This is a genomic window from Streptomyces sp. KLMMK (assembly GCF_036961605.1).
In the GTDB taxonomy this organism is placed as follows: Bacteria; Actinomycetota; Actinomycetes; order Streptomycetales; family Streptomycetaceae; genus Streptomyces; species Streptomyces telluris.
On the sequence record NZ_JBAMDC010000209.1, the window covers coordinates 1 to 11831 of the forward strand.

The 11831-nt window shown below is 71.6% G+C and carries 10 protein-coding genes; 3 read left to right on the forward strand and 7 right to left on the reverse strand.

What is annotated here, in order from left to right; translation table 11 throughout:
• Both V7793_RS24640 and V7793_RS24645 read right to left on the reverse strand, forming a co-directional pair.
• The coding region (locus V7793_RS24640) for a serine/threonine-protein kinase (RefSeq protein ID WP_336010023.1) at positions 1-946 on the reverse strand (946 nt) is incomplete at its 3' end.
• A gap of 422 nt (positions 947-1368) precedes the next feature.
• Positions 1369-3075 carry a glycerol-3-phosphate dehydrogenase/oxidase gene (locus tag V7793_RS24645; RefSeq protein WP_336010025.1) on the reverse strand — a complete coding sequence of 569 codons (1707 nt, stop codon included), beginning with the start codon at positions 3073-3075 and terminating at the stop codon, positions 1369-1371.
• Between the two features lie 225 nt (positions 3076-3300).
• Here V7793_RS24645 and V7793_RS24650 point away from each other — a divergent pair, with 225 nt between their 5' ends.
• Positions 3301-4572: a nucleotide sugar dehydrogenase gene (locus V7793_RS24650; RefSeq protein WP_336010027.1), complete on the forward strand. Its 1272-nt coding sequence runs from the start codon at positions 3301-3303 to the stop codon at positions 4570-4572.
• Between the two features lie 43 nt (positions 4573-4615).
• Here V7793_RS24650 and V7793_RS24655 read toward each other — a convergent pair whose 3' ends face one another.
• On the reverse strand, positions 4616-5767 hold the full coding sequence (locus tag V7793_RS24655) for a rod shape-determining protein (protein ID WP_336010029.1): 1152 nt from the start codon (positions 5765-5767) through the stop codon (positions 4616-4618).
• Between the two features lie 139 nt (positions 5768-5906).
• On the opposite strand from V7793_RS24655, the gene V7793_RS24660 reads away from it, so the two are divergent.
• On the forward strand, positions 5907-6509 hold the full coding sequence (locus V7793_RS24660; protein ID WP_336010031.1) for a hypothetical protein: 603 nt from the start codon (positions 5907-5909) through the stop codon (positions 6507-6509).
• 100 nt (positions 6510-6609) lie between these two features.
• On the opposite strand, the gene V7793_RS24665 is transcribed toward V7793_RS24660, so the two are convergent.
• The 4 genes from V7793_RS24665 to V7793_RS24680 all read right to left on the reverse strand — a co-directional run bounded on the left by V7793_RS24665 (position 6610) and on the right by V7793_RS24680 (position 11119).
• Positions 6610-7737: a GuaB3 family IMP dehydrogenase-related protein gene (locus V7793_RS24665; RefSeq protein WP_168093463.1), complete on the reverse strand. Its 1128-nt coding sequence runs from the start codon at positions 7735-7737 to the stop codon at positions 6610-6612.
• Positions 7738-7952: 215 nt separating this feature from the next.
• The gene (guaB, locus tag V7793_RS24670) at positions 7953-9455 is read right to left on the reverse strand and encodes an IMP dehydrogenase (protein ID WP_058046780.1); all 1503 of its coding nucleotides are present in this window, start codon (positions 9453-9455) and stop codon (positions 7953-7955) included.
• A 150-nt stretch (positions 9456-9605) separates the two neighbouring features.
• Positions 9606-10208, reverse strand: a complete 603-nt coding sequence (locus V7793_RS24675) for a sigma-70 family RNA polymerase sigma factor (protein WP_058046781.1) — start codon at positions 10206-10208, stop codon at positions 9606-9608.
• Between the two features lie 299 nt (positions 10209-10507).
• Positions 10508-11119, reverse strand: coding sequence for a response regulator transcription factor (locus V7793_RS24680; RefSeq protein ID WP_003948568.1), 612 nt, complete (start codon positions 11117-11119; stop codon positions 10508-10510).
• Between the two features lie 400 nt (positions 11120-11519).
• Between V7793_RS24680 and V7793_RS24685 the strand changes: the two genes are divergently transcribed.
• On the forward strand, positions 11520-11825 hold the full coding sequence (locus V7793_RS24685) for a WhiB family transcriptional regulator (RefSeq protein ID WP_030368345.1): 306 nt from the start codon (positions 11520-11522) through the stop codon (positions 11823-11825).
• Positions 11826-11831: the final 6 nt, after the last annotated feature.

An 11831-nucleotide genomic window follows, 5' to 3' on the forward strand; every position in this document is an offset into this window, starting at 1 on the left:
GCGGCCGGGCGGGCACGGCCGTCTCCGGTATCGGCGGGACGGCGATGGCCTGCGTGGCGTCCAGGTCCCGCGCGGCCGGCTTCGGCTTGGGGGGCAGGCGCTCGTCGGGGGCGTTGACGGCGTCGGTGAGCAGCGCGCGGGCGCCCGCCTCGTCGAGCCGCTTCTCCGGGTCCTTGGCGAGCAGTCCGTACATGACCTCGGCCAGCGGGCCCGCGTTCTTCGGCGGGCCGAGCGGCTCGGTCATCACGGCGGTGAGGGTGGCTATGGCCGAGCCCTTGTCGTACGGCGGGACGCCCTCGACCGCCGCGTAGAGCAGGCCGCCCAGCGACCAGAGGTCCGCGGGCGGGCCGGGCTTGTGGCCGCGGGCGCGCTCGGGGGAGATGTACGAGGGGGCGCCGACGAGCATGCCGGTGGAGGTGACGGAGGGGTCGCCCTCGACCTGCGCGATGCCGAAGTCGGTGAGGACGACGCGGCCGTCGTCCGAGATGAGCACGTTGGACGGCTTCACGTCGCGGTGCAGGATGCCCTGGCGGTGCGCCGCGCCCAGCACGTCGAGGACGGCGAGGCCGACCTCGGCGGCCCGGCGCCACTTCAGCGGCCCGTCCTCGCGGATGGCATCGGCGAGCGAGCGGCCCTCGATGAGCTCCATGACGATCCAGGGGCGGTCGTCCTCGTGCACGACGTCGTAGACGGTGACCGCGCCCGCGCTGCGGATCCGGGCGATGGCCTTCGCCTCGCGCAGCGTGCGCGTGATGAGGCGTCGCTTCTCGTCCTCGTCAATGTTGGCCGGGAACCGCAGTTCCTTCACGGCGACCGTACGGCCCAGGGTCTCGTCACCGGCGCGCCAGACCGTGCCCATGCCGCCGCGGCCGAGGACGTCCCCGAGGCGGTACCGCCCGGCCAGGAGGCGCCCTGCCGTGCCCTGCGTCTGCTCCGCCTCCGACATGCGTCCCCTCTGGCAATCAGCTCTGCGACCAACCGACCCTGGCAGAGCCACCATTGTCTCTCATCCGCGGACCGGCGGAAGGCCAGGGTCCGCGGGCCGGCGGACAATACGGGCGCACCGCCGCCCTTCGCCCTCCGCGCCACGCGCGCCGGCCGCCGCCGCACCGGCCCGGCCCACCTGCGCCGCGAGGGCCCGGCGGAGCCCGGCACGACGACGGCGACGGTTGCCGCACGGGTCCATTGCCTTTACAGGACCCTGTTTCGGACAGGACGGTTCCCGGCGCGTCGGAGCGGTCACATGACGCTCATAAGAGCTCACCAGACACAACTGCCCCAACGGGGCATCAGAGGCGCCGGATCCGGGACGTCACACCGGAGGCATCAAATCGGAGGCATCAGATCGGGGGCATCAGATCGGGGGCATCAGATCGGCTGGACGTCCGGCGCCCCCAGCCTCGCCGCATCCGCCGTCAGGTCGTCGGGCTGCAGCTGCGATTCGCGCTCGGCCTCCACCCGCTTCTCGTAGCGCTCGACCTCCTTCTCCACCTGCGACCGGTCCCAGCCCAGCACCGGCGCCATCAGCTCGGCGGCCTCGCGGGCGCTGCGCGTGCCGCGGTCGAAGGTCTCGATGGAGATGCGGGTCCGGCGGGTGAGGACGTCGTCGAGGTGGCGCGCGCCCTCGTGGGAGGCGGCGTAGACGACCTCGGCCCGGAGGTAGTCGTCGGCGCCGGTGAGCGGGTCGCCCAGGGAGGGGTCGGCGGCGACGAGCTCCAGCACTTCGTCCACCATCGAGCCGTACCGGTTCAGCAGGTGCTCCACGCGCGCCACGTGCAGACCGGTGTTCTGGGCGATCCGCGCACGCCCGTTCCACAGCGCCTTGTAGCCCTCCGCCCCGACGAGCGGCACGTCCTCCGTGACGCACTCGGCCACGCGCCGGTCGAGCGCGTGCACCGCCTCGTCCACGGCGTCCTTGGCCATCACGCGGTACGTGGTGTACTTCCCACCCGCCACGACGACCAGCCCGGGCACGGGGTGGGCCACGGTGTGCTCGCGCGAGAGCTTGCTGGTCGCGTCCGACTCGCCGGCCAGCAGGGGACGCAGCCCCGCGTACACCCCCTGTACGTCGTCCCGTGTCAGCGGCACGGCCAGGACCGCGTTGACGTGCTCCAGCAGGTAGTCGATGTCGGCGCTCGACGCGGCGGGGTGGGCCTTGTCCAGGTCCCAGTCGGTGTCGGTGGTGCCGATGATCCAGTGCCTGCCCCAGGGGATCACGAAGAGCACGCTCTTCTCGGTGCGCAGGATCAGCCCGGTGGTGGAGTGGATGCGGTCCTTCGGCACCACCAGGTGGATGCCCTTCGAGGCCCTGACGTGGAACTGGCCGCGCTCGGCGATGAGCTTCTGGGTGTCGTCCGTCCACACCCCCGTGGCGTTGACGATCTGCCGGGCCCGGACCTCGAACTCGCCGCCCTGCTCCAGGTCGCGCACCGTGGCGCCGACCACCCGCTCGCCCTCGCGCAGGAAGCCGGTCACCCGCGCCCGGTTGGCGACGTGGGCGCCGTAGGCGGCCGCCGTGCGCACGATGGTGGTGACGTAGCGGGCGTCGTCCATCTGGGCGTCGTAGTACTGCAGCGCGCCCACCAGCACGTCCTTCTTCAGGCAGGGCGCGACGCGCAGGGCCCGCTTACGGGTGAGGTGCCGGTGGGTGGGCAGGCCGCGGCCGTGCCCGGAGGAGACCGACATCGCGTCGTAGAGCGCGACGCCCGAGCCCGCGTAGAGGCGCTCCCACCCGCGGTGCTGCAGCGGATAGAGGAAGGGCACGGGCTTGACCAGATGGGGGGCGAGCCGCTCCAGCAGCAGGCCGCGCTCCTTGAGGGCCTCTCTGACGAGGGCGAAGTCGAGCATCTCCAGGTAGCGCAGGCCGCCGTGGATGAGCTTGCTGGAACGGCTGGAGGTGCCCGCCGCCCAGTCGCGCGCCTCGACGAGGCCGGTCGTGAGCCCCCGCGTGGCCGCGTCGAGCGCGGTGCCCGCGCCGACGACCCCGGCGCCGACGACCAGGACGTCCAGTTCCCGCTCCGCCATCCGGGCGAGTGCCGCACTGCGCTCGTCCGGCCCGAGTGTCGCTGTCCTCACCGCTGCCTCCGTTTCGGCCGCCGGTTGCTCCGCTGGTCCCTGCGCTTCCCTGCTTCCGTACTTCCCCTTCGATGCTGCCCCAGATCGGCCGGTTTGGCCGCGCCGGCGGCGCAGGGGAGCGAGCCGCGCCGCGTTGATCCCGAATAACAGTCATATATCCGCTTAACCTGATGTAACTCGTTCGCGTGCCGAACCCCCCGGCTCCCCGGGAAGGACCGCCTCGTCATGCCCGCAGATCTCGCCGTCATCGGACTCGGCCACCTCGGACTCCCCCTCGCCCAGGCCGCGACCGCCGCCGGCATCGACACCATCGGCTACGACCCCGACCCGCACACCGTCGCCGAGCTGCGCGCCGGCCGGCTCCCCCTGGAGTGCGCCGACGGCTCCCTCACCGCCGCCGAGGTCCGCCGGATGATCGCCGCCGGCTTCCGCCCCACGACCGCCGACGCCGAGCTCGGCAAGGTCCGTACCGCCGTGATCTGCGCCCCCACCCGGCTCGGCGAGGACAGGGCCCTCGACCTCTCCGCCATCGGCGCCGCCGCCCGGGCCCTCGCGGTACGGCTGCGCCCGCACACCACCGTTCTCCTGGAGTCCCCCGTCTACCCCGGCGCCACGGAGGAATACCTGCGCCCCCTGCTCGAATCCGGCTCCGGGCTGCGCGCCGGCCACGACTTCCACCTGGCCTACTCCCCCACCCGGGTGGACCCGGGCACCAAGCGCCACGGCTACGCCGGCATCCCCAAGGTCATCGGCGGCCTCACCCCGGCGTGCACGGAGGCCGCCGCCGCCTTCTACGGGAGGGTCTGCGAGAAGGTCGTCCGCGCGCGCGGGCCGCGCGAGGCCGAGGCCGTCCGCGTCCTCGAGACCAACTACCGGTACGTCAACATCGCCCTCGTCAACGAGATGGCCGTCTTCTGCCACGACATCGGCGTCGACCTGTGGGACGTCGTGCGCTGCGCCGAGACCAAGCCCTTCGGCTTCCAGGCCTTCCGCCCGGGGCCCGGGGTCGGCGGCCCCGGCGTGCCCATCGACCCCAACTACCTCTCCTACAAGGGCCGCAGCCTCGGCTATCCGCTGCGGATGGTGGAGGTGGCGCAGGAGGTCAACGGGCGCATGCCGCGCTACGTCACCCAGCGTTGCGCCACGCTCCTCAACGAACACGGCAAGTCCGCGCGCGGGGCGCGCGTCCTGCTGCTCGGGGTCAGCTACAAGGCCGACGTCTCCGACCAGCAGGGGTCACCCGCCCGCGAGATCGCCTCACGGCTGATGGAGCTGGGTGCACAGCTCAGCTACCACGACCCGCACGTGGCGCAGTGGCGGGTGATGGGGCGGCCGGTGCCGCGGGCCGACAGCGTCTACGAGGCTGCGGCCGCGGCCGACCTGACGGTGCTGCTGCAGCACCACCGGACCTACGACCTGCAGGGCCTGGCGGTGAAGGCGCAGCTGCTCCTGGACACGCGCGGGGCGACGCCCGCCGGCGCGGGGCACCGTATGTAGGGGCGCCGCGCCGGGGGTCGGCGCCGCGCCGGGGGTCAGGGGGTTACAGCCTGCCCAGCCCCAGCGCCCGGTTCGGCGCGTCCAGGACCGTCCTCAGGGCCGCGAAGTCCTCCACGCAGCGGCCCGTGCCGACCGCCACGCAGTCCAGCGGGTCGTCGGCGATGATGACCGGGATGTCGAGCTCCTTGCTCAGCCGGACGTCGAGGCCGCGCAGCAGCGCGCCGCCGCCCGTGAGGACGATGCCGCGGTCCATGATGTCGCCGGAGAGCTCCGGCGGGGTCTCGTCGAGGGTCTGGCGGACCGCCATGACGATGGCGTCGACGGGCTCCGACAGCGCGTGGCGGATCTCGTCGGCCGTCAGCTCGCGCGTCTTGGGCAGGCCGCTGACCTGGTCGCGGCCGCGGATGGTGCAGCGCTCCGGCGGCTTGAGACCCTGGGTCTCCTCCGGGTCGCCGCCGACCTGCTCCAGGCCGCTGTCCTTCTCCAGCTGCTTGGCGAGGGCGGCCAGCCCGGCCGCGGACCAGTAGCCGGTCGGCGCGGCGGAGCCGATGTTCATCTTGATCTCCTCCGCGGTGCGTTCGCCGATCGCGAGGGAGTACTCCTTCTTCACGTACGAGATGATCGCCGCGTCCATCGCGTCGCCGGCCGTGCGCACGGAGCGGGCGGTGACGATGCCGCCCAGGGAGATGACGGCGACCTCGGTCGTCCCGCCGCCGATGTCGACGACCATGCAGCCGGTCGGCTCGCTGACGGGCAGGCCTGCGCCGATCGCCGCGGCCATGGGCTCCTCGACGAGGTGCACCTGGCGGGCCCCGGCGCGCGAGGCGGCCTCGATGACGGCGCGCCGCTCGACGCCGGTGATGCCGGAGGGCACACAGACCACGACGCGGGGACGGGCGAAGAGGCGGTTGCCCATGACCTTCTTGATGAAGTGCCGCATCATGCGCTCGGCCACCTCGAAGTCGGCTATGACGCCGTCGCGCAGCGGGCGGACCGCGACGATGTTCGAGGGGGTGCGGCCGATGGTCTCCTTGGCCTCGGAGCCGACCGAGAGCACGCTGCCGTCGTCGGCGTTCACGGCGACGACTGACGGTTCGTTGAGCACCACTCCCTTCCCGCGCACGTACACCAGGGTGTTCGCCGTGCCGAGGTCGATCCCCATGTCCCTGCCGCTGAACGACTTGCTTTGCGCCATAAGTTGCCATTATTCCTTACGGTCGAACTTTTATACGGAGTTCACAGCCGTGTGCTCGCTGTGGGTGACGACGACGTCGTAGCACGCTGATACCTTTTGGCCCTTACTCAACACCGAGCACATTCGGGGGACATCGCAGATGAGCCAGCCCTGGCAGCAGCCGCAGCAACCGCAGCAGCCACCGCAGCACAACCCGTACGGTCAGCCGCCGCCGCAGCCGTACCCGCCGCAGCACCAGCCCCACGCTCCCCAGCAGCCGCCCTTCGGCTACGGGCAGCAGCCTCCGCCTCCGTACGGCCCTCCCGGCGGCTTCCCGCCGCCGCCCCCGCCGGTCCGCCGGGGCAACCCCGGCCTCGCCCTGGTGCTCGGCTTCGTGGCCATGCTCGTCGGCGCTGCCGTCTACGGCGGGATCCTCAAGGCCTCCGACGGCGGCCAGATCGGCTACCTCGCCGTCGGTACGGGCGCGCTCATCGGCGCCGCCCTGGGCAAGGTCGGCGGCCGCAACCCCGCCCTGCCGGTGGCCGGCGTGCTCCTCGGGCTCCTCGGCGTCTACCTCGGCCAGATCTTCGGCATCGCCCTGGAGCTGAGCGACGTCTTCCGCGTCCCGGTCACCGAGATCCTCTTCGAGCACTTCGACTCGCTGTCCGAGGCCTGGCAGGAGTACCTGGAGCCGATCGACGCGCTCTTCTTCATACTCGGCGGCGCGGGCGCCTTCCAGACCGCCCGCAAGCTGGGCGGCTGACGCCCGCAGCCCCGCCCGGCACGACGCCGAAGGGCCCGGACCGCAACGGCGGTCCGGGCCCTTCGGGCTGTCGGCTGCGCTACCGCGCTGCCGCGCTGCGTCAGCGCTTGTCGTGCTGCGACGGCGCGACCGTCACCTCGACCCGCTGGAACTCCTTGAGGTCGCTGTAGCCCGTGGTGGCCATGGCGCGGCGCAGGGCGCCGAACATGTTCATCGAGCCGTCCGGGGTGTGCGAGGGACCGGTGAGGATCTCCTCGGTGGAGCCGACCGTGCCCAGGTTCATCCGCTTGCCGCGCGGCACGTCCTCGTGGACGGCCTCCATGCCCCAGTGGAAGCCGCGGCCCGGCGCGTCGGTGGCGCGGGCGAGCGGGGAGCCCATCATCACGGCGTCGGCACCGCAGGCGATGGCCTTGGGCAGGTCGCCGGACCAGCCCACGCCGCCGTCGGCGATGACGTGCACGTAGCGGCCGCCGGACTCGTCCATGTAGTCGCGGCGGGCGGCGGCCACGTCGGCCACGGCGGTCGCCATCGGGACCTGGATGCCCAGGACATTGCGGGTGGTGTGCGCGGCGCCGCCGCCGAAGCCGACGAGGACACCGGCCGCGCCCGTGCGCATCAGGTGCAGGGCGGCGGTGTACGTGGCGCAGCCGCCGACGATGACCGGCACGTCGAGCTCGTAGATGAACTGCTTGAGGTTCAGCGGCTCGGCCGCGCCGGAGACGTGCTCGGCGGAGACGGTGGTGCCGCGGATCACGAAGATGTCCACGCCGGCGTCGACGACGGCCTTGGAGAACTGCGCGGTGCGCTGCGGGGAGAGCGCGGCAGCGGTCACGACACCGGAGTCGCGGACCTCCTTGATGCGCTGGCCGATCAGCTCTTCCTTGATCGGCTCGGCGTAGATCTCCTGGAGGCGCTTGGTCGCGGCGGTCTCGTCCAGCTCGGCGATCTCGGCGAGCAGCGGCTCCGGGTCCTCGTAGCGGGTCCACAGGCCCTCGAGGTTGAGGACGCCCAGGCCGCCCAGCTCGCCGATGCGGATGGCGGTCTCGGGCGAGACGACCGAGTCCATCGGGGCGGCCAGGAACGGCAGCTCGAAGCGGTAGGCGTCGATCTGCCAGGCGATCGAGACCTCCTTCGGGTCGCGGGTACGGCGACTCGGGACGACGGCGATGTCGTCGAATGCGTACGCCCGGCGGCCGCGCTTGCCGCGCCCGATCTCGATCTCAGTCACGTGTGTGGCCTTTCCTTCTACGTCCTGCCGCATCCAGTATCCCCGACGCGGCGGAGCCCGCGGCCTGAGCGGTCGCGGGCTCCGTAAAAATGCTTTAAACGCGTACTACTACCGGTGGCAGTAAGAACTACCGGCGGGAGTAGTTCGGCGCCTCCACCGTCATCTGACGGCTCCTCCCGGGGAGCAACCCCCGGACCCCCGGCCGGGGGCTCGGCTCAGCGCCGCGAGTAGTTCGGCGCCTCCACCGTCATCTGGATGTCGTGCGGGTGGCTCTCCTTGAGGCCCGCCGACGTGATGCGGACGAAGGTGCCCTTGTCCTTGAGCTCCTGGATGTTGGCGGAGCCGACGTAGCCCATGGAGGCGCGCAGGCCGCCGATGAGCTGGTGGGCCACCGAGCCCAGCGGGCCGCGGTAGGGCACCTGGCCCTCGATGCCCTCGGGGACGAGCTTGTCCTCGGAGAGGACGTTGTCCTGGAAGTAGCGGTCCTTGGAGAAGGAGCGGGCCTGGCCGCGCGACTGCATGGCGCCCAGCGAGCCCATGCCCCGGTAGGACTTGAACTGCTTGCCGTTGATGAAGACCATCTCGCCCGGCGACTCCTCGCAGCCCGCGAGCAGCGAGCCGAGCATCACCGCGTCGGCACCGGCGGCGATCGCCTTGGCGATGTCGCCCGAGTACTGCAGGCCGCCGTCGCCGATCATCGGCACACCCGCAGCGTGGCACGCCTGCGCGGCCTCGTAGATCGCGGTGACCTGCGGCACGCCGATGCCGGCGACGACGCGGGTGGTGCAGATCGAGCCCGGGCCGACACCGACCTTGACGCCGTCGACACCGGCATCGATGAGCGCCTGGGCGCCGTCGCGGGTGGCGACGTTGCCGCCGACGACGTCGACGCTGATGTTGGACTTGACCTTGGCGATCATGTCGAGGATGCCGCGGCTGTGGCCGTGGGCGCTGTCGACGACCAGGAAGTCGGCACCGGCCTCGACGAGGGCCTGGGCGCGCTCGTAGGCCTCGTCGCCCACGCCCACCGCGGCGCCGACGATCAGGCGGCCCTCGGCGTCCTTGGCGGCGTTCGGGTACTGCTCGGCCTTGACGAAGTCCTTGACCGTGATGAGGCCCTTGAGCACGCCGGAGTCGTCGACCAGCGGCAGCTTCTCGATCTTGTGGCGGCGGAGCAGCTCGATGGCGTCCTCGCCGGAGATCCCGACCTTGCCCGTGACCAGCGGCATCGGCGTCATGACCTCGCGCACCTGGCGGCTGCGGTCGAGCTCGAAGGCCATGTCGCGGTTGGTGACGATGCCGAGGAGCTTGCCGGCCGGGTCGGTGACCGGCACGCCGCTGATGCGGAAGCGCGCGCAGAGCGCGTCCGCGTCGGCGAGGGTGGCGTCCGGGCGGACCGTGATCGGGTCGGTGACCATGCCGGACTCGGAGCGCTTGACCAGGTCGACCTGGTTGGCCTGGTCCTCGATGGAGAGATTGCGGTGCAGGACGCCCACGCCGCCCTGGCGGGCCATGGCGATGGCCATGCGCGCCTCGGTGACCTTGTCCATCGCCGCCGACATCAGCGGGATGTTCACCCGGACGTTGCGCGAGACCCGGGAAGAGGTGTCGACGGCGTTCGGCAGGACCTCCGAAGCGCCCGGCAGCAGCAGGACGTCGTCGTAAGTCAGACCGAGCATCGCGAATTTCCCGGGCATTCCGTCGACGTTGTCAGTCATGACACCTTCCCAAATGGTCTTGCCCCAGCGCGGACTCCCATGCTAACGGCCGCCACACGTGTCCCATTCCACGACGGCTGAGGATCGCGTCACTTGGAGATTCGTACGAAGACGGGCCGTGGTGGCCCTCGGGTCCCTGCCCGCTCGGCCCTACTGCTCGGCCAGCGCGCGCAGCCTGCTGAGCGCCCGGTGCTGCGCGACCCGCACCGCACCCGGCGACATGCCCAGCATCTGCCCCGTCTCCTCGGCGGTCATGCCGATGGCGACCCGCAGCAGCACCAGCTCGCGCTGGTTCTCCGGAAGGCTTGCGAGGAGCTTCTTGGCCCACTCCGCATCACTGCTGAGCAGGGCCCGCTCCTCCGGCCCGAGCGAATCGTCCGGCTGCTCGGGCATCTCGTCGGAGGGCACGGCCGTGCTGCCGGGGTGGCGCATGGCGGCCCGCTGGAGATCGGCGACCTTGTGCGCGGCGATGGCCACGACGAAGGCCTCGAAGGGACGCCCGGTGTCGCGGTAGCGGGGCAGGGCGCAGAGCACGGCGAGACAGACCTCCTGTGCGAGGTCGTCCACGAAGTGGCGGGCATCACCCGGCAGCCGCGACAGCCGGGTGCGGCAGTAGCGCAGTGCGAGCGGGTGCACGAGGGCCAGCAGGTCGTGGGTGGCCCGCCGGTCACCCTCGACGGCGCGGGCTACGAGGGCGCCGATCTCTCCCGGGGCGGCCGCCGCCGGGGACCCCTTCGTATCGTCTTCGCGCATCGGTCCATGGTGCCTTGAAGTCGGACTTTCCGTGGCACCGAGTCCGTGACCCTGTGCGCAGTCCCGCCCGTGGTCCCGTCCGTAGTCCTGTACCGATGCGTTGTGAGCGGGTGCGCCGGCAGTCATTTCCCGCGCCCTCCCATCACGCCCGACCGAGCCGTCCCCGAGGAACTCCATACTCCAAGGATGCGGCAGCGCGCGGGAAACGTGCAGCGGGACGGGCAGCCCCGGCACCCCGCCCCGCCCGCTCGGGGACGGGCGGGGTACGCCGCTCCCCCGCTGCGCTGCACGTCAGACGCCTAGCGGACCAGGCCCCAGCGGAATCCGAGCGCCACGGCGTGCGCCCGGTCCGATGCGCCCAACTTTTTGAACAGGCGCCTGGCGTGCGTCTTGACGGTGTCCTCCGAGAGGAAGAGCTCCCGCCCGATCTCCGCGTTCGAGCGGCCATGGCTCATGCCTTCGAGCACCTGGATCTCGCGCGCGGTGAGCGTGGGTGCGGCGCCCATCTCGGCCGAGCGCAGCCGGCGCGGGGCGAGCCGCCAGGTCGGGTCGGCGAGGGCCTGCGTCACGGTGGCCCGCAGCTCGGCGCGCGAGGCGTCCTTGTGCAGATAGCCCCGCGCTCCGGCGGCGACCGCGAGCGCGACACCGTCGAGGTCCTCGGCGACGGTGAGCATGATGATGCGGGCCCCGGGGTCCGCGGACAGCAGCCGGCGCACGGTCTCGACTCCACCGAGACCGGGCATGCGTACGTCCATCAGAATCAGATCCGAACGATCGGCTCCCCAGCGGCGGAGGACTTCCTCGCCGTTGGCTGCCGTCGTCACACGCTCGACGCCGGGCACGGTCGCCACCGCGCGGCGGAGCGCCTCGCGGGCAAGCGGGGAATCGTCGCAGACGAGGACGGATGTCATGACCGTCCTCCGCAGCTGATGCGCGTCACCTTGAGCCTCCAGGCTGGTACTGATCGTCACCTGTGCGATCGACGACTCTGGCGCCGGGTCGGACACCTGCCCGACTGCTTCATCCGTCAACCGCCTCCGCCCTCTCAACGACGGTCACCCGAAAGAGTTACGGGGTCGGTCGAGCACGTTCGGCACTCTACGTGAGGGCGCGGACACGGAGCAGGGCGCATTGGGGGCGCCCGGCACACCACCCCTGTCACACCCCCGCCCCGCCCGTGTCACAACTGAGATATGCCCCATTTGCCCATGCGGAGCAGTTTTTCTTCCCATTTGCTGGTGTCTATGACTAGATTCGCAATCAGTCATATTTACATCCGCACGGCAGACCGTTCGCTTCGAGGGGATGGCAATGGCAGATTTCTCCCGGCTTCCCGGTCCCAACGCCGACCTGTGGGACTGGCAGCTCCTGGCCGCCTGCCGCGGGGTCGACAGCTCGCTGTTCTTCCACCCGGAGGGTGAGCGCGGCGCCGCCCGCAGCGCGCGCGAGACCTCCGCGAAAGAGGTGTGCATGCGCTGCCCGGTGCGCGCCGAATGCGCGGCGCACGCGCTGGCCGTGCGGGAGCCCTACGGCGTGTGGGGCGGCCTCACCGAGGACGAGCGCGAGGAGCTGATGGGCCGCGCGCGACACAGAGCCATCGCCGCGGCCGGCTCATAAGGAGCC

Bases quoted from the DNA above. Each gene is read 5' to 3' on its own strand.
- V7793_RS24650 (WP_336010027.1), top strand. From the start codon at position 3,301: ATGCCCGCAGATCTCGCCGTCATCGGACTCGGCCACCTCGGACTCCCC.
- V7793_RS24655 (WP_336010029.1), bottom strand. From the start codon at position 5,767: ATGGCGCAAAGCAAGTCGTTCAGCGGCAGGGACATGGGGATCGACCTC.
- V7793_RS24660 (WP_336010031.1), top strand. From the start codon at position 5,907: ATGAGCCAGCCCTGGCAGCAGCCGCAGCAACCGCAGCAGCCACCGCAG.
- guaB (WP_058046780.1), bottom strand. From the start codon at position 9,455: ATGACTGACAACGTCGACGGAATGCCCGGGAAATTCGCGATGCTCGGT.
- V7793_RS24675 (WP_058046781.1), bottom strand. From the start codon at position 10,208: ATGCGCGAAGACGATACGAAGGGGTCCCCGGCGGCGGCCGCCCCGGGA.
- V7793_RS24680 (WP_003948568.1), bottom strand. From the start codon at position 11,119: ATGACATCCGTCCTCGTCTGCGACGATTCCCCGCTTGCCCGCGAGGCG.
- V7793_RS24685 (WP_030368345.1), top strand. From the start codon at position 11,520: ATGGCAGATTTCTCCCGGCTTCCCGGTCCCAACGCCGACCTGTGGGAC.